The organism is Modestobacter altitudinis, from assembly GCF_005930475.1.
Lineage (GTDB): Bacteria > Actinomycetota > Actinomycetes > Mycobacteriales > Geodermatophilaceae > Modestobacter > Modestobacter altitudinis.
This window is the reverse complement of the sequence record NZ_SJEW01000018.1, coordinates 53,224-74,264: the sequence shown is the minus strand read 5'-3', so window position 1 is coordinate 74,264 and position 21,041 is coordinate 53,224. Positions and strand designations below refer to the sequence as shown.

Below are 21,041 nucleotides of genomic sequence, written 5' to 3'. Positions count from 1 at the left end.
CCACCCCGAGGGCCAGCAGGCCGCCCCGCGCACCCCGTCCCGCGCCGAGGAGACCGTGCCCGTCGCTCCCGTCGTCCCGGTCGGCGACGAGGCCACCGTCGTCGCCACCGACACGACCTTCGCCGCACTCGGCGTCCCGGCCCCGCTGGTCGAGGTGCTCACCGCCAGCGGCATCACCGCGCCGTTCCCGATCCAGGTCGCCACGCTGCCCGACACGCTGGCCGGGCGCGACGTGCTCGGCCGCGGCCGCACCGGCTCGGGCAAGACCCTGGCCTTCTCCCTCCCGCTGGTCGCCCGGCTCGCCGCCTCCACCAGCAAGCGCCAGCCCAAGCGCCCGCGCTCGCTGATCCTGGTGCCGACCCGTGAGCTGGCCAACCAGGTCAACGCGGTCGTCGACCCGCTGGCCCGCGCGCTGGGCATGCGGTCGACCGTCGTCTTCGGCGGTGTCGGCCAGAACCCGCAGGTGCAGGCGCTGGCCGCCGGCGTCGACGTGCTCATCGCCTGCCCCGGCCGGCTCGAGGACCTCATCGGTCAGGGCCACTGCGACCTCGGCGCCGTCGAGATCACCATCCTCGACGAGGCCGACCACATGGCCGACCTGGGCTTCCTCCCCGGCGTGAAGCGCCTGCTGGACCGCACCCCCAAGGTCGGTCAGCGGCTGCTGTTCTCCGCCACGCTGGACAACGGCGTCGACGTGCTGATCAAGCGCTACCTGGACCGGCCGACCACGCACTCGGTCGACCCGGCCGTCGCACCGGTCTCGACGATGACCCACCACGTGTTCCGGGTCGACCCGCTGGACAAGTCCCAGATCGTCAAGGAGCTCGCCTCCGGCCTGGGCCGCAGCGTGCTGTTCACCCGCACCAAGCACCAGGCCAAGAAGCTGGCCAAGCAGCTGACCGCCGCCGGCGTGCCCGCCGTCGACCTGCACGGCAACCTCAGCCAGAACGCCCGCGAGCGCAACCTCGAGGCGTTCAGCACCGGGGAGACCCGGGTGCTCTGCGCGACCGACATCGCCGCCCGCGGCATCCACGTCGACGACGTGGCGATCGTGGTGCACGTCGACCCGCCGGCCGAGCACAAGGCCTACCTGCACCGCTCGGGCCGGACCGCCCGCGCCGGCGCCGGCGGCACCGTGGTCACCATCGCGACGCCGGACCAGGCCGCCGAGGTGCGCACCCTGGCCCGCCAGGCCGGGATCACCCCCGACGTCTCGGCGATCAAGCCGGGCGCCCGGGAGATCACCGCGCTGACCGGCCCGGCGGCACCCTTCGTCGAGCCGGCACCCGTGGTCGCACCCCAGCCGCAGGGCACCGGCGGTGGCGCCAACGGCGGCCGCCGTCGCAGCGGCGGCAGCAAGCCGGCCGGTGCGTCGTCCTCCGGCGGCTCCGGCCGCAGCTCGGGCGGCTCGGGCCGCCCGTCCGGCCCGGCGCGCACCCGCGCCGAGCTCGCCGCGCGCGCCGGTCAGGCGCCCAGCGGCGCCGGCCGGGGTCGCGGCCGCTCCGGTCGCTGACCTCGCCGATCACCCCGGGCTGGTGGTGGTCATCCCCCTCGGATGACCACCACCAGCCCGTTCTCGTTCGTCAGGCCCCCGGTCGCGGTGGGACGGCCGGGCGGGAAAGATGATGTTGAGCACTGCACCATCCCCGTCGCCTGTGAGGTCCACCATGCGCCTGCCCATCACCCCCGCCGAGATCGCGCCGCGCATCGCCACCGGCGCGTTCATCCTCAACTCCGGCCTCGGCAAGCGCGGCGCCGACGAGGGCACCGCCGCCGGCCTGCACGGCTTCGCCGCCGGCACCTACCCGTTCCTGCAGAAGGTCCCCGCGGCCACCTTCGCCAAGGTGCTGTCCACCACCGAGATCAGCATCGGCGCGCTGCTACTGACCCCGTTCGTGCCCACCGCGGTCGCCGGCGCGGCCCTCACCGGGTTCTCCTCCGGCCTGCTCGGGCTCTACCTGCGCACCCCGGGGATGACCAAGCCCGGCAAGAGCGTGGCCCCCACCCAGGAGGGCCTGCCCATCTCCAAGGACGTCTGGATGCTCGGCATCGGGATCGGCCTGCTCACCCAGGGCCTGCTCGACCGGCAGTCCCGCACCGACGCGGCCGGCACCGCCGCGGAGCGCCGGGCCGCCAAGGCCAAGGCCAAGCAGGCCCGCCAGGCCCAGGCCCGCAAGGCCGCGAAGGTGAGCGAGCGGGCCTCCCGCAAGGCCGCCGAGCAGGCCAGGATCGCCGCTGCGGCGCGCCGCGAGGCCGTCGCCGCCAGCTGAAGGACCCCCTCGCCCCCCACCCCTCGCAGGCTCGCGGCGGGCCCCTACGAGGAGGCCTGACAGCGCACCAGCCCGGCGATCAGCTCGGCGACGGCGGCGGGGTGGGTCTGCGGGGTCATGTGCGCGGCTCCCGGGAGCTCGACCAGCCGGCCCCGGGGCGCGCAGCCGGCCAGGTGGACGGCCCAGTCGTGCGGGCACAGCGCGTCCCGCGCACCCCGGACGACGACGACCGGGACGGCGACCCGGCGCAGCCGCTCGTCGGTCCGGTCGCCGGAGACCCGCCGCCACAACACGATCATCGCGGCCGGCCCGGTGTGCAGCCACTGGGCCAGCACCAGCGGCAGCTGCCACCAGGGCTCGCGCAGGGCGGTGCGCACCCAGCGGGCCGCCAGCACGGTCAGCCGGCGCATCCGTGGGTCGGTGGTCGGCCCGAGCAGCAGCAGGCCGACCACCCGCGGGTCCTGCTCGGCGACCGCGACCACCACCTGGCAGCTCTGCGAGTGCCCGACCAGCACCACCGGCCCGCTCCCGAGGTCGGCGCGGAGCTCGTCGGCCAGCTGGGGCAGCGTGCCGACGGAGCGGCGCAGCCCCATACCGGGCAGAATGGCCACCGTCCCGCCACTGCGCCGTCGCAGCCGTGCGGAGGAACGCCCGTCCAGGCCCAGCCCTGGCACGAGCACGATCCTGGGAACAGCTGCGGTCTCGGCAGCGCTGTCCTGGGTGGAGCTCACCACGTCACCCGGCGGAGGTCGAGCGCAGCAGCCCACAGCGCGGTGGGATGATGAGTCATCATGACGACATATCAGGAGGCACCGTGACCACCGCGACCCAGCCCACCGGACAGCGACCCCGGGTCGTCATCGTCGGGTCGGGGTTCGGCGGTCTCTTCGCCGCCCAGCGGCTCAAGAAGGCCCCTGTCGACGTCACCCTCATCGGGAAGACCACGCACCACCTCTTCCAGCCGCTGCTCTACCAGGTGGCAACGGGCATCCTCTCCGAGGGCGAGATCGCCCCGGCCACCCGGGAGATCCTCTCCCGGCAGGACAACGCCCGCGTCGTCCTGGGTGAGGTCACCGACATCGACCTCGCCGCGCGCACCGTCACCTCGGTCGTCCTCGGCCGCACCACGGTGCACGAGTACGACGAGCTGATCGTCGCCGCCGGCGCCGGGCAGTCCTACTTCGGCAACGACCAGTTCGCCGAGTACGCCCCCGGGATGAAGAGCATCGACGACGCCCTCGAGCTGCGCGGCCGGATCTTCGGCGCCTTCGAGCTCGCCGAGCTGGCCACCGACCCGGCCGAGATCGACCGGCTGCTGACCTTCGTCGTCGTCGGCGCCGGCCCCACCGGGGTCGAGATGGCCGGGCAGATCGCCGAGCTGGCCCGCCGGACGCTGCGCCGCGACTTCCGCAACATCGACCCGACCAGCGCCCGGGTGATCCTGCTCGACGCCGCGCCGAAGGTGCTGCCGCCGTTCGCCGACTCCCTCGGCCAGAACGCGCACAAGCGGCTGAACGAGATCGGTGTCGAGGTGCAGCTCGGCGCGATGGTCACCAACGTCGACGCCGACGGCATCGTGGTCAAGGACGGCGACGGGCACGAGCGCCGCATCCACTCCGCGACCAAGATCTGGGCCGCCGGCGTACAGGCCAGCGCGCTGGGCAAGCTGCTCGGCGAGCAGTCCGGCGCGGCGGTCGACCGGGCCGGCCGGGTCTCCGTCCAGCCCGACCTGACCCTCCCCGGGCACCCCGAGGTGCACGTCGTCGGCGACATGATCTCGCTGAACCGGCTCCCCGGGGTCGCCCAGGTCGCCATCCAGGGCGGTCGCTTCGCTGCCGACGCCGTCAAGGCCCGCATCGCCGGCCGCCCGACGACGGCTGAGTTCCGCTACCACGACAAGGGCAGCATGGCGACGGTCGCGCGGTTCGCCGCGGTCGCCGACCTCGGCACGCTGAAGTTCACCGGCTTCATCGCCTGGGTGATGTGGCTGGTCGTGCACATCTTCTACGTCGTGGGCTTCAAGAGCCGCTTCACCACCGCGCTGGGCTGGGGCGTCAGCTTCCTGGGCCGCGGCCGCGGGCAGCGCACCGCCACCCAGCAGCAGGTCTACGGCCGGCTGGCTCTGGAGGAGCTCGGCTCGTCCTTCGAGGTCTCCAAGACCGGCGGCCGCAAGGACACCCTGGTGCCGGTCGACGTCACCGGGCGCGAGTCCGCCTGACGTCCCTCAGCACGACGAGGAAGGCCCCGTCCCCGCAGCTGCGGGGACGGGGCCTTCCTCGCGTTCAGAACGGGTAGGTCGGCAGGTCCCCGCGCAGCGTGACCCACTGGGTCTCGGTGAACGCCTCGATGTTGGCCTGCGGGCCGCCGTGCCGGGAGCCGGTGCCCGAGGCCCCGACGCCGCCGAACGGCGCGACCGCCTCGTCGTTGACCGTCTGGTCGTTGATGTGCACCAGCCCGGCCGGGATCCGCTCCGCCAGCTGCAGCCCGGCGTACACGTCGCGGGTCAGGATCCCCAGCGAGAGCCCGTACTCGGTGCCGGCGGCCAGCGCCGCGACCTCGTCGACGGAGGAGCACGGGGTCACCGGAGCCACCGGGCCGAAGATCTCCTGGGAGTAGGCAGGCGCGTCCACCGGGACGTCGCCGAGGACCGTCGGCCGGTAGAACAGCCCCTCGTAGGTGCCACCGGTGCGCACCGTGGCGCCGGCCTCCACGCTGGAGGTGACCAGGCCGTGCACCCGGTCGCGCTGGCCCCCGTCGATGATCGGTCCCAGCGCCACCTGGTCCCGGAACGGGTCGCCGACCGGCAGGTCCTTGACCTTGTCGGCCAGCACGGCGGTGTACTCCTCCGCGATCGAGGCGTGCACCAGGTGCCGGGACGTCGCCATGCAGATCTGCCCGGAGTGGGCGAAGGTGCCCCAGGCGCCGACCGACGCCGCCGCGGTGACGTCCACGTCGGGCATCACGATGAGCGCTGAGTTCCCGCCGAGCTCCAGGTGCGCCCGCTTGAGGTGCTGACCGGCCAGCGCACCGACCGCGCGCCCGGCCTTGGTGGAGCCGGTGAAGGCGATGACCCGCACCGCCGGCTCGACCACCAGGGCCTCGCCGACGTCGGCGCCGCCGGGCAGCACCTGGAAGACCCCGGCCGGCACGCCGGCCTCTTCGAAGACGCGGGCGAACATCGCGCCGCCGGAGACCGCGGTCCGCGGGTCGGGCTTGAGGATCACCGCGTTGCCCAGCGCCAGGGCCGGGGCGATCGCCCGGATGGCCAGGATGGTCGGCACGTTGAACGGCGCGATCACCCCGACCACGCCGACCGGCACCCGCCGGGCGAAGGACAGCCGCGGCGACCCCGAGCGCAGCAGCTCGCCGTAGGGATGGCTGGGCAGCGCCGAGGCCTCGTAGCACTCCTGGGCGCTGGTGTGCACCTGGAAGTCGCCGAAGGGCTGGATGGCGCCGGACTCGCGGGCCAGCCAGGTCGTGATCTCGTCGGTGTTCGCGGTCAGCAGGTCCCCGGCGCGGCGGAGCACCGCAGCGCGCTGCTCGAACGGCAGCGCCGCCCAGGACCGCTGCGCGTCGACCGCCCGCGCGGCGGCCTTCTCCACGTCGGCCGGGGTCGCCTTGCCGACCTCGCCGAGCTCCTCACCGGTCGCCGGCTCCACCGCGGCGTACGTGCCGCCGCTGCCGTCGGTCCAGGCCCCGGTCCAGACGTTGCCCCGCCATGCGCCGTCCTCGAGCAGTGCCATCTGTGCCCCTCGTCTCCTCGATGAGTCCTGACCCGGTCCTGCCACCTCGGTGGCCGCGGGTCGCCGGTGACCAGGGCCTCCGGGCGCCGCTCCCGGCCCCTCCGGCTCACCCCGAAGGGTCGCCGGGACCCGGCGCCCGGTGTCGTTGCCCGGCAGCCCGGCCGATCTCCCCGGTGACATGGACGCGGAGACGACGGGCAGCAGGCTGCCGCCACACGTGGGGCTGCTCGTGCTGCTGCACGGCGCCGGCGGGCTGCTCTGCGCCGTGGGCGCGCTCCGGCCGATGAGCCCGGACACCCCGGTGGGGCTCGCCTGGGTGCTGGCCGCCGTCGGCCTCACGGTGGCCGCGCTGCTGGGAACGGCCGGCGACCGGCTGCCCGTACCGGCCCAGCACGCCGCGCTGGCCCTGTTCTCACTGCTGCTGGCCCTGCTCGCCGCCCGGTCGGCCACCGCCCAGGGGGTCGTGGGTCTCGGGCCGGTGCTGATCTGCACGGGCCTCTACGCGGCCCACTTCCTCTCCCTCCGGGCGGCCCGGGCGCAGGTGCTCCTCGCCGTCGGGGCGGCCACCCTCGGCGCGCTCGCCGCCCACCCGGCCGGCTTCGGACTGCCCTGGGCGATCGCGGTCCTCGCCGCCCTCGTGCTCACCGAGGCGCACGCCCGGCTGAACGGCCGGCTGCGCACCCAGGCCTCCGTCGACCCGCTGACCGGCGTGGCCAACCGGCGCGCCTGGGAGGCAGAGGCGACCCGCGGCCTGGCCCGCGCGGCACGCACCGGCGAGCCGCTGACCGTCGCGATCCTGGACCTGGACGGCTTCAAGGCGGTCAACGACCGCGACGGGCACGGCGCCGGGGACCGGTTGCTGCGCCAGGTCGCCAGCGCGTGGCGGACCCGGCTGCGGACCTCGGACCTGCTGGGCCGGTACGGCGGCGACGAGTTCGTGCTCTACCTGCCCGGCACCGACGCCCGCGCCGCCGAAGACGTGCTGCAGCGCCTGCACGGCGGCCTGCCGGTCGGCTGGTCGGTGGGGACGGCGACCGCGCACCGCGGCGACTCGCTGACCGAGCTGCTGCAGCGCGCCGACGTCCGGCTGTACGAGGGCAAGCGCGCCCGCCGGCAGGCCTGACCGGCGGTCACTGCCCGGCGGCCTCCAACTCGGCCACCCGCGCGGCCGACCGGTCCCGGATCGCGGCGGCGGTCTCCGACCGGCGGACGGCGGCGTCCCGCCGGCGCTCGGTCTGCTGTGCGCGGGACACCGCCTCGGCGGCCTCCCGCTCGGCCCGGCGCAACTCACCAGCCAGCTGGTCGGCCCGGCGGCGCAGGTCCTCGCGCCGCTGCTGCGCGTCGATGAGCTCCTGCTCGGCCGCCTCGGCCGCCGCCGCGGTGTCCCGGGCCACCCCGGCGGCTTCCTCGGCATCGCGCCGGGCCTGCTCGAGCTCCCGCTGCCGGCGCTCGTCGGCCTCGCGGCGGCGTCGGTCCGAGCCGTCCTCGGCCGGCGTCCCCTCCGCCTGCCGTCGCGGTACCGGCCCCGACCGCACCGGCGTCGCCAGGGCGCCGCTGAGGTCGACCGGCCCGAGGCCGCTGTAGCTCAGCGCGGTGGTCAGCCGGCCGGCGGCCAGTGCCTCGCCGGCGTCCGGGTCGACCACGGCGGCCCGCAGCGTGCTCTCCACCTGCTCGGCGACGGCGCTGCTGACGTCGTGGCCCTCCGCGTGGGCCAGGCCACGGGCCTGCCGGGCCAGCGCGGCGACCACCTGGTTGCGCTGCTGGCCGAGCTGGCGGAGCTCGGGTCCGGACAACGCCTGCTGGGCCTGGCGGAGCATCTCGCCGACCTCGCGGAGCTGGCTGACCTCCTCGGGTCGGCGGCGGACCAGCAGGTTGCAGACCCAGGCCGCGGTCGTCGGCTTCGGCAGCGCGGCGACCGCCTTGGCCAGCTCCTTGTCCTCGTCCTTCACCCGGTCGCGAGCGGCGGTCCGGGCCGCCACGAACTCCTCGGGCGGGACGCCGTAGAGCTCCTCGGCGATGCCGTCCAGCGCGTCGTCGTCCACCGCTCCTCCTCTCCGCCGGCCGTCCAGGACCCCCGCAGCATGCCGCTACCCCGCCGGGTCGGACCGGGAGCCCGTGGCGCCCCGGTCGCCGGCGAGGGCGCGGGCGAAGCGCTGCGACCACTCCCCCAGCCGCTCGCGCAGCTCGTCCGGGGCGACCACGGTGAACTCCGCGCGCACGGCGCCGAGCACCAGCACCGGCCAGTCCAGCGAGTCGGTCTCCATCCGCAGCCGGCACCGGTCCGGGCCGTCGTCGGAGACCTGCGCCCAGCGACCCACCCGGTCCCGCACCACCGACGCCGGCGCCTCGACCACCGCCTCCACCGCCCGGCTCACCCGGAACTGGTCCAGGCCCGCGCGGACGAAGGCGGCGGCGTCCTCGGCGGGCAGCGGCCGGGGCGCGAACCGGGCCCCGGTGCCGCGCACGCCGGACATCCGGTCGAGCCGGAAGCTGCGCCAGTCCCCGCGCGAGGGGTCGTAGGCGACCAGGTACCAGCGCCGGCCGAGCGGCACCAGGCGGTGCGGCTCGACCAGCCGCGCGCCGGACTCCCCGGAGGCCCGGGTGTAGGCGAACTCCAGCCGCCGGGTCTCCCGGCAGGCCTGCGCCACCTCGACGAGCGCCTGCGGGTCGACCTCCGGCCCGCCGTCGGACCACGGCGGCGCGGGCACCGTCACGGCCCGCAGCGCGTCCACCCGGCGGCGCAGCCGGGCGGGCAGCACCGGGACCACCTTGGTGAGCGCCCGCACCGAGGGCTCGGCCATCCCGGCGACCACCCCGGCCGCGGCGGCCTGCAGGCCGACGGTGAGGGCCACCGCCTCGTCGTCGTCCAGGACCAGCGGCGGCAGGGCCGCCCCGGCGGCCAGCCGGTAGCCGCCGTCGACCCCGGGCTGGGCCTCGACCGGGTAGCCGAGCTCACGGAGCCGCTCGACGTCGCGGCGCAGCGTGCGGAGCGAGACGTCGAGCCGAGCGGCGAGGTCCGCGCCGGCCCAGTCCCGGCGGCCCTGCATCAGCGAGAGCAGCCGGAGAGCACGGGCGGTCGGGTCGGTCATGACGCCAGAGTCTGCCGTATTGCGGTCAGGATCTGGCACCGATCGCCCGTAGCGTCGTCCTCACCGGACCAACCGACGAGAGGCAGACCGATGACCACCACCGAGGCGACCACCACGACCACCGGCGAGCGGGCCGACCTGCTCGACGCGCTGACCGGCCACCGCTGGTTCCTGACGTACACCGTGCGCGGGCTGAGCGAGGAGCAGGCCCGGCTCCGCCCGACCGCGAGCGAGCTGACCCTCGGCGGGCTGGTCAAGCACGTCACCGCCACCGAGCGGATGTGGGCGGAGTTCGCCGTCTCCGGCCCGGCGGCGTTTCCCGTGTTCGACGAGTCGACCGCAGCCGACTGGGGCTCGGAGTTCGTGATGCTGCCGACCGAGACCCTGGCCGGGCTGCTGGCCGAGTACGCCGAGGTGGCGGAGCGCACCGACGAGCTGGTGCGCACGCTCCCCGACCTGGACGCCGCCCACCCGCTGCCCGAGGCGCCGTGGTTCACCCCGGGTGCCACCCGCTCGGCCCGCCGGGTGTTCCTGCACGTGATCGCCGAGACCGCCCAGCACGCCGGGCACGCGGACGTCCTGCGGGAGTCGATCGACGGCCAGAAGACGATGGGCTGACCGCTGTTCGCTCCTGGCGTGACCCGCAGTCCCCCGCACCGGCCCGCACGGGCGTCTACTGATCACAAGTAATCACTCAGTGGAGGTCGGGATGAGCCTCGCGGACGGGCACGACCCGGAGCCGGCGCTGGACGCCTACTCGCGGGTGGTCACCACGGTGGCCGCGGAGATGGCGCCGCACGTCGCGGCGCTGGAGGTCAGCGGGCCCGGCGGCCGGGGCGGCGCCGGCTCGGGCGTCGTCGTCAGCGACGACGGGCTGCTGCTGACCAACGCGCACGTCGTCGCCCGCTCGACCGGCGGGCGGGCGGTGTTCAGCGACGGCTCGGAGGCGCCGGTCGACGTGGTGGGCGCGGACCCGCTGTCCGACCTGGCCGTGGTCCGCGCCCGCGGCGTCACGCCCCCGCCGGCGGTGCTCGGCGACGCCGCGACGCTTCAGGTCGGTCAGCTGGTGGTGGCGGTGGGCAACCCGTTCGGGCTGGCCGGCTCGGTCACCGCCGGGGTGGTGAGCGCGCTGGGCCGCTCGCTGCCGACCCGCGACGGGCGGACCGCGCGGGTGGTCGAGGACGTGATCCAGACCGACGCAGCGCTGAACCCGGGCAACTCCGGCGGCGCACTGGCCGACGCCCGCGGCCGGGTGGTCGGGATCAACACCGCGGTGGCCGGCTGGGGCCTCGGGCTGGCCGTGCCGATCAACGACACCAGCCGGCGGATCGTGGAGACGCTGCTGCGCGACGGGCGGGTGCGCCGCGCCTACCTGGGGCTGGTCAGCAGCCCGGTCCCGCTGCCGGTCGACCTCGTCACCCGGACCGGCCAGCGGCGCGGGCTGCAGGTGCTCGACGTCATCGCCGGCTCCCCGGCCGACCGGTCCGGGCTCATGGCCGGCGACCTGGTGCTGGAGGCCGGCCGGGCGCCGGTGGCCTCCGCACAGAGCCTGCAGCGGCTGCTCTTCGCCGAGGCGATCGGCCGGCCGCTGCCGGTGACCGTCGTCCGCCGGGGCGCGATGGTGGACGTCATCACCGTCCCCAGCGAGCTCACCGGCTGACCGGTCGGCCCAGCGGCACGCACAGCGCGTCGGGGTCGTCGGCGCACACGGCGCCGGTCGTGACCGCACCCACCGCCAGCGGCTGCTCGGCCCCGGTGTCCGAGCGCAGACGCAGCGAGGAGATGCGCAGCTGCAGCGTCGCGAGCACGTCGTCCCGGCCCTGCGGGGTGGCCGCGGTGACCGCGTGGTCGAGCACGACGTACCCGGTGACCCGGTTCGTGCCGCGCGCGTGGAAGGAGCCGGTCGCCGGCAGGGACGGCGCGTCGGGGCAGTAGACCTCGTCCGCCGTCACCGGCTCGAAGAAGACCCCGACCGCACCGATGTCGGCCGGGGTGGCCGGGCCCGGGGTCACGGTGAGGTGCGCGGCGAGGCCGTCGGTCACCCGCGCCGAGGTGGTGGAGGCGAAGACCACCGGCACGGTCTGCACCGACGCGAGGTCCAGGCCGCAGTCGTCGGCCACCTGCGGGATCGACGGCCCGATCCCGGTCCGCACCTGGTCGGCGGACACGGTCAACGCAGCACCGGAGCCGGCCCCGGTGAGGGTGGCCGCCACCAGCGGGACCGGGTACCGGACGGGCGGCGGTGGCGGTGCCGACGCGACGCTGCTGTCCGCGCTGCTCCTGGCGGACACCGGAGCCGCGGCGGGGTGCGCCACCGCGTCGAGGAAGCCGCACCCCGAGGTGGTCAGGACGGCGGCGACCACCAGGACACCGGTGACGCGCCGCCTCCGACGATGCTCGCGAGCAGACGACACCGGGCTCCTCGGACGGGGTCGTGGGCCGGGAGCGTCCCATCCACCGGCGGGGAGGGGAAGAGGTCAGGCGGTCAGCGCCGTCCGCGCCGTCGAGGCGGACAGCAGGGTGAACCGCCAGGCCGGAGGCGGTCGCCGGCCGTGCAGCACCACCCGGCAGGCGCCGAGGTCGGCGACGCCGGCGAACCCCTCGGCGCGCTGGTGCAGCCAGAGCACGAACGGGTGGCCGTCGACGTCCATGGTGGTGCGCGGCCAGGTCCGGACGTCGTCCAGCCGGGCGGCGACCGACCGGCCGGTCGCGCCGGCCTGCTGGGTCCACCGCAGGGTGTCCTCGGCCGAGGCGGTGTGCGGGATGAGCTTGAGCAGCATGCTCGTCACCGCCGTCTCGGCGATGGCGCGCAGGCTGCCGTCGACGGTCCAGCCGCCGTCCGCGTCGGGGCGGCAGCCGCGGCGGGCGATGGTGCGCACCGACCAGGCCGGTGGCGCCTCCGCCGGCGTGGCCGGCGGCGGGACCGGGCCGACGCTGACGTCCTCCCACCAGGAGGGCGCGCCGGGCGCGGCGCTGCCCCGGCCGGCGGCGAGCAGACACAGCGACCGGGTGGGCACGCCCGCCGGTACCAGCACCGGCATGTCCAGACCGGCCAGCGAGATCGTCATCGACGATGATCTACACCCACCGGGCACCTGCCGTCGAGGTCCCGGCGGCCGTGGGCCGCGTTACGGTCGCCGGCCATGGGACCCCTGGCGCTGCTCGAGCTCACCCTGGACTGCCCGGAGCCCCGCGCGCTGGCCGAGTTCTACCGCCAGGCCCTCGGCTGGGCGTACGCGCCAGGTCACGAGCTCGACGACCCGGACGGCGACGAGTGGCTGGTGCTCCTCCCACCGGACGGCGGCACCCGGCTGGCCTTCCAGCGCTCCCCCGCGGCCGTGCCGCCGTGGCCGGCCGGCGCCCGGGTGCACCTGGACGTCGCCGTGCCCGACCTGGCAGCCGGGCACGCGCACCTGCTGGCCTGCGGCGCCCGGCCGCTGACCGGGTCCCCGGCGGAGGAGGGGCACCCCGAGGACCTGTTCCGGGTCTACGCCGACCCGGTGGGCCACCCGTTCTGCGCCACGCAGGTCTGACCGCTCAGCGCACCGGCGTGCGCTCGCGCCGTGCCACCGGCTCCGGTGGCGCGTCGTACGCCCGCTGGACCGTGAGGTCGCCGGCGTCGCCGTAGAGCCGGCCCTCGCGGGACTTCACCGCGGCGACCAGCACGATGCTGACGACGACGAGCAGCGACCACGAGCCGAGCTTGGCCGCGTGCACCAGCGTCCACACCGACTCCTGGGACGGGTACTGCCAGGCGCGCAGCCAGGTGGCGGCGTTCTCGGCGACCCAGAGGAAGAAGCCGATCAGGCCGAAGGACAGCGCGAGCGGCATCGCGTACCGACGTCGGCCGACGGTGAAGTGCACCCAGGTGCGCCGGGTGACGACCAGCAGGGCGACGGCCAGCGGCAGCCGCACGTCCCAGGTGACGTGCGAGGTGAAGAAGTTGAGGTAGACCAGGCCGGCCACCCCGGCGGTGGCGCGCGGCCGGTAGCCGGTGATCCGCAGGTCGAACCGGCGCCAGGCCTGGCAGACGTAGCTGCCGACCGCGGCGTACATGAACCCGCTGTAGAGCGGGACGCCGCCGATCGCCACGTGTCCGGTGTCGGGATAGGACCACGAGCCCTGCCGCACCTTGAACAGCTCGAGCGCCAGGCCGATGAGGTGGAAGCCGAAGATCACGGCGACCTCGCGGCCGGTCTCCCAGCCGACCAGCCACAGCACCAGCGTCACGGCCAGGCACCAGCCCAGCAGCGCGTCCGCCGGGTCGACCGGGAGCGGCAGGACCCGGACGAGTGCCAGGCCGAGGAAGAACAGCACGGCGAACAGGCAGCACTGCGCCTCGAGCCAGGCGAACCGGAGCAGCTGTCGCACGCGACGAGGCTAGGTGACGGCGACCGCGGCACCGGGTAGGCCGAGCTGCACGTCGTGCGGGCGGTGCACCCCCGCTGACGTCGAGGTCACGCGGCGCACGGCCCCCTTGACGACCACCGGCGGCGGGAGAAGCGTCGTCCAGCGCCGAGGACGTCCGTCCTGGTGCGGAGGCCCCGGCGCGCTGGACGGGGAGCTGCGCCGGGTGCCCTCCGCCTCCTGTCCGCCTGGCGCGGACCTCCGCCTCGAGGAGGCCGGAGTGACCGAGAACCGCACTCCCTACCCCGTCCGCGTGGACGCGACCTTGGACCCAGCACCCTCACGGTGGCTGTGGCTGGTCAAGTGGCTGCTGCTCCTGCCGCACGCCATCGTGCTGTTCTTCCTGTGGCTCGGGTTCATGGTGGTCAGCGTGGTCGCCTTCTTCGCCATCCTGGTGACCGGCCGCTACCCGCGGGACCTGTTCGAGTTCAACGTCGGTGTGCTGCGGTGGAGCTGGCGCGTGCACTACTACGGCTACGGCGCACTGGGCACCGACCGCTATCCGCCCTTCACCCTCGTCGAGGTGCCCGACTACCCGGCCCACCTGACCGTCCCCTACCCGGAGCGGCTGTCCCGGGGGCTGGTCCTGGTCAAGTGGTGGGTCCTGGCCATCCCGCACTACCTCGTGCTGGCGATCTTCCTCGGCGGCGGGCTGTGGCTGGGCACCCGCGGATCGGACGACGGCTGGGACGACAGCTGGAGCGCTGGTACCGGCCTGGTCGGGCTGCTCGTCTTCATCGCCGCGATCCTGGTGCTGTTCACCGGCCGCTACCCGCGGCCGCTGTACGACTTCGTCATGGGCATGGACCGGTGGGCGCTCCGGGTCGCCGCCTACGTGGGGCTGATGACCGACCGATACCCGCCGTTCCGGCTCGACCTGGGTGGCGACGACCCGGGTGGCACACCCGCCGTCCCGGTGCCGCCGGCTCCCAGCGGGTCCCCCGTCTCACCGCCGCCGGTCCACACCCCGAGCTGAGGCCTGTCGGGACCGACCCAGCCGGGCAGCACCGGCTGCCCGTCCGGGTCGGTCGCGGCGACTCCCCGGCAGGGTGGGTCAGCCGAAGGCTGCGCCGGTCTGTGCCGCCGCCAGTGCGTCCGGCCCCTCGAACGAGTTGGGCCGGCCGGTCCCGGCGACGATGAGGTCACGGAGGCTGCCGGTGACGTACTCGCCCCAGGCGCGGGAGCACACGTCGTAGCACTCGTCCTGCGGGCGCAGCCCCTCGTGGGTGAACCGCACCTCGGTCCGCCCGTCGCGCTCGGTGATGTCGAAGACGACCGTGGTCCCCGTCCACTCCTCCTTGTCCTCCGGGAAGCTCAGGAAGCTGTCGGTCACCAGCCAGGCCACCCGGCGGCCCGGCACCAGCTCGGTGATCCGGAACTCCGACCAGTGGATGTCCGGGACGGTGTAGCTGAACGTCGCGCCGAGCACGTCGGTCGGGCCGGTGATCGTCCCGGACCACCAGGCGCGGACGTCGGTGATCGCGGCGAAGGCCTGCTCCGGGGTCTGCTCGACGGTGAAGGTATAGCTGAGGCTCGTGTCCATGCTGGGTGCACCTCTCGGCCGCGCCGTCCGGCCATCACCGGATCGACGTCCGTACTTTCATGACGCAAGTCACGCTAGCGCTCGCGCTAGCGTGAAGCAAGTACTCTCCTTGCATGCTCGGGAAGACGTACGACCGTGAGGTGTGCTCGATGGCCCGCGCCCTGGAGGTGGTGGGCGAACGCTGGAGCCTGCTGATCGTCCGGGACGCGCTGTTCGCCGGCGTGACCCGGTTCAGCGACTTCCAGCGGGGGCTGGGCATCGCACCCAACGTGCTGGCGGCGCGGCTCGACGCCTTCGTCGGCGCAGGGCTGATGGAGCGGCGGCGGTACGCCGACCAGCCCGAGCAGTTCGACTACGTGCTGACCCCGATGGGCCGCGACCTGTCCGCGTCGATCGTCGCGCTCACGCAGTGGGGTGACCGGTGGGCCGGCGCGGGCGAGCCGCCCATCCTCTACACGCACGCCGAGTGCGGCGGCGCCGTCGAGTCGCACAGCGTCTGCACGCGGTGCGGAGCGCACGACCCGGACGACGTGCAGGCCCTGCCGGGCCCGGGCATGCCCGACGGGTACGTCGAGGCCCGGCGCCGCGGCCGCAGCGCCTGACCCCTTCAGGGCCATGTTGGCCACCATGGCCCTGAGGGCCGTCAGGCCAGAGGCCCGGTCCCCGGGTACGTGGTGACGACGGTCAGCTCCCCGTCGTACGGTCGGCGGCGCCGATCAGCCGCCGGTGGACGACGGCGTCCGGGCTGAGCCCGAGCAGACCGTCGGTGAGGGCGTCGGCCGCAGCGTGCAGCTCGTCGTCGGTGAGCGGATCCAGGGCGTCGAGGATGAAGACGGCACTGCTGGTGTCGGTGGTGATGCGGGTGCGCGTCCCCTGCCGCCAGTTCCAGCGGCGGCAGGTGACGCCGATCTGGTCGCACCAGACGACCTCGCCCGGTTCGGGGGGCTCGACGACGGGCTCGCCGCCGGCGGTGGTGTCGAAGGGCTCGCTGCCCTCGGCGCGGACCAGCCGTGGCGGTCCGGCGTAGGCGGCGCGGTCCTCACCGCCGATCGGCAGCAGGTGGCCGATCGAGACGGCGTTGTAGACGTCGGTGATCCGGTCGATGCGCGGCAGCCCGTCCGGCTCGACGCGGCGCAGCAGCGCCTCCACGCTCGGGCGCGTCCGCTGCGGCTTGGCGCCGAAGGCCCGGTAGGCCTCCCGCCAGGCGGCCGGGTGCGGCAGCTGCTCCGGCGGCTGCCCGGCGAGCACACGGCGAGCGGTGTCCTCTGCGGCGGCAAGGAAGCGCTCGCTCGTCTCGTCACTCGGCCCGCCGCGGAGGCCGTCGGCGGTCAGCAGCAGCGCCCGGTAGTCCGGCCGCAGGGCTGACACCGCAGCGTCGACCGAGGCGCCGGCCAGCCACTCCTCCGCCTCGGAGCGGGTGACGGAGTTCTGGGAGCTGGTCATCTGCGGCCTCGCTGATCTGGGGCTGGAACTCGGTGGGGGCGAATCGGGCAGGCGGGTGGAGACGCGGCTGGCGGGCGGCGTCCGCGGGAACCACGAGCCGGGACAGCTACACCGGCCTGCGCGGACTCCTGGCGGACGGCGCGGCTGCCGGCGACCGCTGGCGGTCGCGGATTCACGCCGACATGAGCCACCTCCGGTTCGGTCGGTGACCCCTGCTGGCGGGCCGCCCGCCCGGCCGGCCGGCGGCGCCACCTCGCAGCCCGCGTGCGACTGCGGACAGCGCTGAGGGGGTCGCACCGCGTCCCGGGCGGCAGCGTGCCACGGATCCCACGCGAGCGGACCGGCCGCCCGGCCGCACCCGCTGTTGGAATCGGTGGCTCCACGACTCACGACGAGGTGGTCCGATGCCCAGGTTCGTCATCTTCTTCGCCTACAGCCCTGAGACCTGGGGCCGCCTGGTCGATCAGCCGGGTGACCGCACGGCCGCCGTGCGGGCATCGGCGGAGGCGGTCGGCGCCCGGCTGGAGGCACTGTACTGGATGCTCGGCGAGGCGGACGGCATGGTCATCCTGGAGGCACCGGACGCCCAGACCGCCGCCGCCGTGACGCTCACCTCGGCCAGCACCGGGACGGTCCGCAGCCTGGGCACCCACCAGTTGTTCGACGAGGACGAGCTGCAGTCCGTCCTGGGCAAGGTGCGGAGCGGGCGCGCCGTCTTCCGCGCTCCAGGCACCTGACCGCCGTCGGTCGCCTCCCCTTCGGCAGGACGAGCACACCGCCCCGGCCGCACGAGGCGGCCGGGGCGGCTGGAGAGCGGTACGCCGAGGTTCCGCCGTCAGGCGAGCGTGATCCCCGAGGTCACCGCACGTCGCTGTGACGTCTCGGCGAGCCCGCCGGGACGTCCCGCGATGAACCGCAGAACATCTCGGCGAGCCTCGTCATCAGCTGCAGCCGCTGGTGGAGCCGCAACCCTCGCAGACGTAGCAGCTGCCGGCCGGGCGCATCTTCGTGCCGCAGGTCATGCACAGCGGCGCGTCGGTGGCCGTCCCGGTGACCAGCTCGAGCAGCTCGGCCGAGGAGTGGGCCTCCTTGACCGACTTCGGACCGGCCGGGGTGACCTTCTCCTCCACCTTGGCCGTCTCGATCGGCGCCGAGCCACGCAGCTGCACCAGGTCGACGTCCTCCTCCTCGACGACCGCGGGGGTCGAGGCGGACGAGCCGTACGAGCCGGAGACCTGGGCGGCCCGCTCCTCGGCGCTGAAGATGCCGAGGCCTGCCCGCGTGTCGACCGGCAGGTGGTCCAGCGCCAGGCGACGGAAGATGTAGTCCATCACTGACTGGGCGATCCGGATGTCCGGGTCGTCGGTCATGCCGGCCGGCTCGAACCGCATGTTGGTGAACTTCTGGATGTAGGTCTCCAGCGGCACCCCGTGCTGCAGCGCCAGGGAGATCCCGATCGAGAAGGCGTCCATCACACCGGCCAGGGTCGAGCCCTGCTTGCCCAGCTTGAGGAAGACCTCGCCGAGGCTGCCGTCCTCGTACATGCCGGCGGTCATGTAGCCCTCGGCGCCGGCGACGCTGAAGGACGTGGTGACACTGGTCCGCTTCTTCGGCAGCCGCTTGCGCACCGGGTGGGCGAGCGCGGTGGTCGGCACGACCTCGGCCACGACCCCGGCCTTGGTGCCGTCGTTCTTGCCCTTGCCACCGGACAGCGGCTGGCCGACCTTGCAGTTGTCGCGGTAGATGGCCAGGGCCTTGATGCCCATCTTCCAGCCCTGGAAGTAGATGTCCGCGACCTCCTCGACGGTCGCCGACTCCGGCATGTTGACCGTCTTGCTGATCGCACCGGAGATGAACGGCTGGACCGCCGCCATCATCCGCACGTGGCCCATCGGCGAGATGGACCGCTCGCCCATCGCGCAGTCGAAGACCTCGTAGTGCTCGGGACGCAGGCTGGGGGCGTCGACGACGTGCCCGTGCTCGGCGATGTACTCGACGATCGCCTCGACCTGCTCGTCCTGGTAGCCCAGGCTCTTCAGCGCCCGCGGGACCGTCTGGTTGACGATCTGCATCGAGCCGCCACCGACCAGCTTCTTGAACTTGACCAGCGAAAAGTCCGGCTCGATGCCGGTCGTGTCGCAGTCCATCATGAAGCCGATGGTGCCGGTGGGGGCCAGCACGGAGGCCTGCGCGTTGCGCCAGCCGTTCTCCGCGCCGATCGCCAGGCACTCCTGCCACTGCGCGGTGGCGGCCTTGAGCACGTCGGCGTCGTCGGCGCCGACCGGGCGGATCGCGTCGTTGGCCGCGGCGTGCTTGCGCATGACCCGGGCGTGGGCGTCGGCGTTGCGGGCGAACCCGTCGTAGGCACCGACGACGCCGGCCAGCTCGGCCGAGCGACGGTAGGCGGTGCCGGTCATCAGCGAGGTGATCGCCGCGGCCAGCGACTGGCCACCACGGGAGTCGTAGGCGTGCCCGGTGGCCATCAGCATCGCGCCGAGGTTGGCGTAGCCGATGCCGAGCTGCCGGTAGGCGCGGGTGGTGTCACCGATCGGGTCGGTCGGGAAGTCGGCGAAGCAGATCGAGATGTCCATCGCGGTGATGATCAGCTCGACGGACCTCACGAAGGTCTTCGAGTCGAACGTGCCGTCGTCCTTGAGGAACTTCATGAGGTTCAGCGACGCCAGGTTGCACGAGCTGTTGTCCAGGCTCATGTACTCCGAGCACGGGTTCGAGGCGTTGATCCGACCCGTCTCCGGGTTGGTGTGCCAGTCGTTGATCGTGTCGTCGTACTGGATGCCCGGGTCGGCGCACTCCCAGGCCGCCTTCGTCACCTTGCCGAACAACTCACGGGCGTCGACGGTCTCGATCACCGAACCGTCGGAGCGGGCGCGCAGCCCGAACCCGGTGCCGTTCTCGACCGCACGCATGAACTCGTCGTTCACCCGGACCGAGTTGTTGGCGTTCTGGTACTGGACGCTGGTGATGTCCTTGCCGCCGAGGTCCATGTCGTACCCGGCGTCGCGCAGCGCGCGGATCTTGTCCTCCTCGCGCGCCTTGGTCTCGATGAACTCCTCGATGTCGGGGTGGTCGATGTCGAGGACGACCATCTTGGCCGCGCGGCGGGTGGCGCCACCGGACTTGATGGTGCCGGCCGAGGCGTCGGCACCGCGCATGAAGGAGACCGGACCGGAGGCCGTGCCGCCGGAGGAGAGCAGCTCCTTGGAGGAGCGGATGCGGGAGAGGTTCAGCCCGGCGCCCGAGCCGCCCTTGAAGATCAGCCCCTCCTCGCGGTACCAGTTCAGGATCGAGTCCATCGTGTCGTCGACGGCGAGGATGAAGCAGGCGCTGACCTGCTGCGGCGAGGCGGTGCCGACGTTGAACCAGACCGGGGAGTTGAAGCTGAACACCTGGTGCATCAGCATCCAGGTCAGCTCGTGCTCGAAGACCTCGGCGTCGGCCTCGGAGGCGAAGTAGTCGTGCTCACGGCCGGCCGCGCCGTAGGTGAGGACCACGCGGTCGATGAGCTGACGCAGGCTGGTCTCCCGCTGCGGGCTGCCCACCGCACCACGGAAGTACTTCGTGGTGACGATGTTGGTGGCGTTGATGCTCCACTCCGACGGGAACTCCACGCCGCGCTGCTCGAAGTTGATCGAGCCGTCCCGCCAGTTGGTCATGACGACGTCGCGGCGCTCCCAGACGACCTCGTCGTAGGGGTGCACCCCCGCCGTGGTGAAGACGCGCTTGACCTTGAGGCCCTTCCCGCGGGTCGGGGCCTTGCCGGCACCGCCGGTGCGACGGTTCCGGCTGGGTGAGAGGCGATCGGCTGTCTCGGTCAAGGCGTGCTCCCTGGTGTGGCGTTCGGGCGTACAGGTGGTGGCTGACGGAAGCCGGTGGTGCGGGTGCTGACTAGCTGGGTGGAACGGGCCCGGCGTCGTCGCCGGGTGCGCCCTGGCCGGGCGGGCCCCCCGCGGCGGACGCGGGACGCAGCCGCTTGAGCTCGGCGATCTCCTTCTCGAAGTCGGCCGCGGAGCTGAAGGAGCGGTAGACGCTGGCGAAGCGCAGGTAGGCGACCTCGTCGAGGTAGCGCAGCGGACCGAGGATGGCGAGCCCCACCTCGTTGCTGGGCACCTCGGCCGACCCGGTGGCGCGCACGGCGTCCTCGACCTTCGCGGCGAGGACGGCCAACTGCGCCTCGTCGACCGGGCGCCCCTGGCAGGCCCGGCGGACGCCCGCGATGACCTTGTTGCGGTCGAAGGGCTCGCTGACACCGCTGCGCTTGACGACCGCCAGCACGGGCTCCTCCACGGTCGTGAACCGCCGACCGCAGATCGGGCAGGACCGACGTCGGCGTGTCGTCGCGCCCTCGTCGGTCTCGCGTGAGTCGATGACCCGGCTGTCAGGACTGTGGCAGAACGGACAACGCACCGAGCACCTCCTCGTCGATCGGCGGCCCGGGAAGGCGACCGCCCGGCGCTGCCTGTGGACCGACCGGGGGACATCCGGTGGATGTCCTGGGGCTGACCTGGGGAAGCGCCTGTGGACTGTC

21 protein-coding genes are annotated in these 21,041 nt (G+C 74.0%); 10 read left to right on the top strand and 11 right to left on the bottom strand.

Annotated elements, in window-relative coordinates:
* Together FHL79_RS09355 and FHL79_RS09350 are read left to right on the top strand one after the other, a co-directional pair.
* The coding region (locus tag FHL79_RS09355) for a DEAD/DEAH box helicase (protein WP_246080557.1) at nt 1-1,513 on the top strand (1,513 nt) is incomplete at its 5' end.
* Nucleotides 1,514-1,667: 154 nt separating this feature from the next.
* Nucleotides 1,668-2,270 carry a hypothetical protein gene (locus FHL79_RS09350; protein WP_138758332.1) on the top strand — a complete coding sequence of 201 codons (603 nt, stop codon included), beginning with the start codon at nt 1,668-1,670 and terminating at the stop codon, nt 2,268-2,270.
* A 44-nt stretch (nt 2,271-2,314) separates the two neighbouring features.
* On the opposite strand, the gene FHL79_RS09345 is transcribed toward FHL79_RS09350, so the two are convergent.
* Nucleotides 2,315-3,001, bottom strand: coding sequence for an alpha/beta fold hydrolase (locus FHL79_RS09345; protein ID WP_171058091.1), 687 nt, complete (start codon nt 2,999-3,001; stop codon nt 2,315-2,317).
* Between the two features lie 83 nt (nt 3,002-3,084).
* Here FHL79_RS09345 and FHL79_RS09340 point away from each other — a divergent pair, with 83 nt between their 5' ends.
* Nucleotides 3,085-4,488 carry an NAD(P)/FAD-dependent oxidoreductase gene (locus FHL79_RS09340; RefSeq protein ID WP_138758330.1) on the top strand — a complete coding sequence of 468 codons (1,404 nt, stop codon included), beginning with the start codon at nt 3,085-3,087 and terminating at the stop codon, nt 4,486-4,488.
* A gap of 64 nt (nt 4,489-4,552) precedes the next feature.
* Here the strand turns inward: FHL79_RS09340 and FHL79_RS09335 are convergent, their stop codons facing one another.
* Complete coding sequence (locus tag FHL79_RS09335; protein WP_138758329.1) at nt 4,553-6,013, bottom strand: benzaldehyde dehydrogenase; 1,461 nt, start codon at nt 6,011-6,013, stop codon at nt 4,553-4,555.
* A gap of 139 nt (nt 6,014-6,152) precedes the next feature.
* Between FHL79_RS09335 and FHL79_RS09330 the strand changes: the two genes are divergently transcribed.
* Nucleotides 6,153-7,136 (top strand): GGDEF domain-containing protein, encoded by a 984-nt coding sequence (locus FHL79_RS09330; RefSeq protein WP_138758328.1) that lies wholly within the window; start codon nt 6,153-6,155, stop codon nt 7,134-7,136.
* A 7-nt stretch (nt 7,137-7,143) separates the two neighbouring features.
* On the opposite strand, the gene FHL79_RS09325 is transcribed toward FHL79_RS09330, so the two are convergent.
* Nucleotides 7,144-8,055 carry a hypothetical protein gene (locus FHL79_RS09325; RefSeq protein WP_138758327.1) on the bottom strand — a complete coding sequence of 304 codons (912 nt, stop codon included), beginning with the start codon at nt 8,053-8,055 and terminating at the stop codon, nt 7,144-7,146.
* 45 nt (nt 8,056-8,100) lie between these two features.
* Nucleotides 8,101-9,102, bottom strand: coding sequence for a helix-turn-helix transcriptional regulator (locus FHL79_RS09320; protein ID WP_138758326.1), 1,002 nt, complete (start codon nt 9,100-9,102; stop codon nt 8,101-8,103).
* A gap of 90 nt (nt 9,103-9,192) precedes the next feature.
* On the opposite strand from FHL79_RS09320, the gene FHL79_RS09315 reads away from it, so the two are divergent.
* Together FHL79_RS09315 and FHL79_RS09310 are read left to right on the top strand one after the other, a co-directional pair.
* On the top strand, nt 9,193-9,720 hold the full coding sequence (locus tag FHL79_RS09315) for a DinB family protein (protein WP_138758325.1): 528 nt from the start codon (nt 9,193-9,195) through the stop codon (nt 9,718-9,720).
* A gap of 91 nt (nt 9,721-9,811) precedes the next feature.
* A complete protein-coding gene (locus FHL79_RS09310) occupies nt 9,812-10,762 on the top strand; it encodes a S1C family serine protease (RefSeq protein WP_138758324.1) in 951 nt (316 codons plus the stop codon).
* On the opposite strand, the gene FHL79_RS09305 is transcribed toward FHL79_RS09310, so the two are convergent.
* Entirely contained in the window at nt 10,752-11,465 is a 714-nt protein-coding gene (locus tag FHL79_RS09305; RefSeq protein WP_138758323.1) for a hypothetical protein, read from the bottom strand. The two genes, FHL79_RS09310 and FHL79_RS09305, sit on opposite strands and share 11 nt — an antisense overlap.
* A gap of 114 nt (nt 11,466-11,579) precedes the next feature.
* Nucleotides 11,580-12,170: a hypothetical protein gene (locus FHL79_RS09300; RefSeq protein WP_138758322.1), complete on the bottom strand. Its 591-nt coding sequence runs from the start codon at nt 12,168-12,170 to the stop codon at nt 11,580-11,582.
* 75 nt (nt 12,171-12,245) lie between these two features.
* On the opposite strand from FHL79_RS09300, the gene FHL79_RS09295 reads away from it, so the two are divergent.
* Entirely contained in the window at nt 12,246-12,635 is a 390-nt protein-coding gene (locus FHL79_RS09295) for a VOC family protein (protein ID WP_138758321.1), read from the top strand.
* A gap of 4 nt (nt 12,636-12,639) precedes the next feature.
* Here the strand turns inward: FHL79_RS09295 and FHL79_RS09290 are convergent, their stop codons facing one another.
* Nucleotides 12,640-13,473 carry a DUF817 domain-containing protein gene (locus FHL79_RS09290; RefSeq protein WP_138758320.1) on the bottom strand — a complete coding sequence of 278 codons (834 nt, stop codon included), beginning with the start codon at nt 13,471-13,473 and terminating at the stop codon, nt 12,640-12,642.
* A 256-nt stretch (nt 13,474-13,729) separates the two neighbouring features.
* Between FHL79_RS09290 and FHL79_RS09285 the strand changes: the two genes are divergently transcribed.
* Nucleotides 13,730-14,485: a DUF4389 domain-containing protein gene (locus FHL79_RS09285; protein WP_138758319.1), complete on the top strand. Its 756-nt coding sequence runs from the start codon at nt 13,730-13,732 to the stop codon at nt 14,483-14,485.
* Nucleotides 14,486-14,563: 78 nt separating this feature from the next.
* Here the strand turns inward: FHL79_RS09285 and FHL79_RS09280 are convergent, their stop codons facing one another.
* The gene (locus tag FHL79_RS09280) at nt 14,564-15,052 is read right to left on the bottom strand and encodes an SRPBCC family protein (protein WP_138758318.1); all 489 of its coding nucleotides are present in this window, start codon (nt 15,050-15,052) and stop codon (nt 14,564-14,566) included.
* Between the two features lie 113 nt (nt 15,053-15,165).
* On the opposite strand from FHL79_RS09280, the gene FHL79_RS09275 reads away from it, so the two are divergent.
* On the top strand, nt 15,166-15,654 hold the full coding sequence (locus tag FHL79_RS09275; RefSeq protein ID WP_138758317.1) for a winged helix-turn-helix transcriptional regulator: 489 nt from the start codon (nt 15,166-15,168) through the stop codon (nt 15,652-15,654).
* 82 nt (nt 15,655-15,736) lie between these two features.
* Here the strand turns inward: FHL79_RS09275 and FHL79_RS09270 are convergent, their stop codons facing one another.
* On the bottom strand, nt 15,737-16,495 hold the full coding sequence (locus tag FHL79_RS09270) for a B3/B4 domain-containing protein (RefSeq protein WP_138758316.1): 759 nt from the start codon (nt 16,493-16,495) through the stop codon (nt 15,737-15,739).
* Nucleotides 16,496-16,899: 404 nt separating this feature from the next.
* Between FHL79_RS09270 and FHL79_RS09265 the strand changes: the two genes are divergently transcribed.
* Nucleotides 16,900-17,232 (top strand): GYD domain-containing protein, encoded by a 333-nt coding sequence (locus tag FHL79_RS09265; protein WP_138758315.1) that lies wholly within the window; start codon nt 16,900-16,902, stop codon nt 17,230-17,232.
* Between the two features lie 204 nt (nt 17,233-17,436).
* On the opposite strand, the gene FHL79_RS09260 is transcribed toward FHL79_RS09265, so the two are convergent.
* Nucleotides 17,437-20,331: a vitamin B12-dependent ribonucleotide reductase gene (locus FHL79_RS09260; protein ID WP_138758314.1), complete on the bottom strand. Its 2,895-nt coding sequence runs from the start codon at nt 20,329-20,331 to the stop codon at nt 17,437-17,439.
* Nucleotides 20,332-20,401: 70 nt separating this feature from the next.
* On the bottom strand, nt 20,402-20,920 hold the full coding sequence (nrdR, locus tag FHL79_RS09255; RefSeq protein WP_138758313.1) for a transcriptional regulator NrdR: 519 nt from the start codon (nt 20,918-20,920) through the stop codon (nt 20,402-20,404).
* Nucleotides 20,921-21,041 lie beyond the last annotated feature (121 nt).

Bases quoted from the DNA above. Each gene is read 5' to 3' on its own strand.
- FHL79_RS09310 (WP_138758324.1), top strand. From the start codon at position 9,812: ATGAGCCTCGCGGACGGGCACGACCCGGAGCCGGCGCTGGACGCCTAC.
- FHL79_RS09295 (WP_138758321.1), top strand. From the start codon at position 12,246: ATGGGACCCCTGGCGCTGCTCGAGCTCACCCTGGACTGCCCGGAGCCC.
- FHL79_RS09315 (WP_138758325.1), top strand. From the start codon at position 9,193: ATGACCACCACCGAGGCGACCACCACGACCACCGGCGAGCGGGCCGAC.
- FHL79_RS09320 (WP_138758326.1), bottom strand. From the start codon at position 9,102: ATGACCGACCCGACCGCCCGTGCTCTCCGGCTGCTCTCGCTGATGCAG.
- FHL79_RS09270 (WP_138758316.1), bottom strand. From the start codon at position 16,495: ATGACCAGCTCCCAGAACTCCGTCACCCGCTCCGAGGCGGAGGAGTGG.
- FHL79_RS09280 (WP_138758318.1), bottom strand. From the start codon at position 15,052: ATGGACACGAGCCTCAGCTATACCTTCACCGTCGAGCAGACCCCGGAG.
- FHL79_RS09350 (WP_138758332.1), top strand. From the start codon at position 1,668: ATGCGCCTGCCCATCACCCCCGCCGAGATCGCGCCGCGCATCGCCACC.
- FHL79_RS09300 (WP_138758322.1), bottom strand. From the start codon at position 12,170: ATGACGATCTCGCTGGCCGGTCTGGACATGCCGGTGCTGGTACCGGCG.
- FHL79_RS09275 (WP_138758317.1), top strand. From the start codon at position 15,166: ATGCTCGGGAAGACGTACGACCGTGAGGTGTGCTCGATGGCCCGCGCC.
- FHL79_RS09265 (WP_138758315.1), top strand. From the start codon at position 16,900: ATGCCCAGGTTCGTCATCTTCTTCGCCTACAGCCCTGAGACCTGGGGC.
- FHL79_RS09335 (WP_138758329.1), bottom strand. From the start codon at position 6,013: ATGGCACTGCTCGAGGACGGCGCATGGCGGGGCAACGTCTGGACCGGG.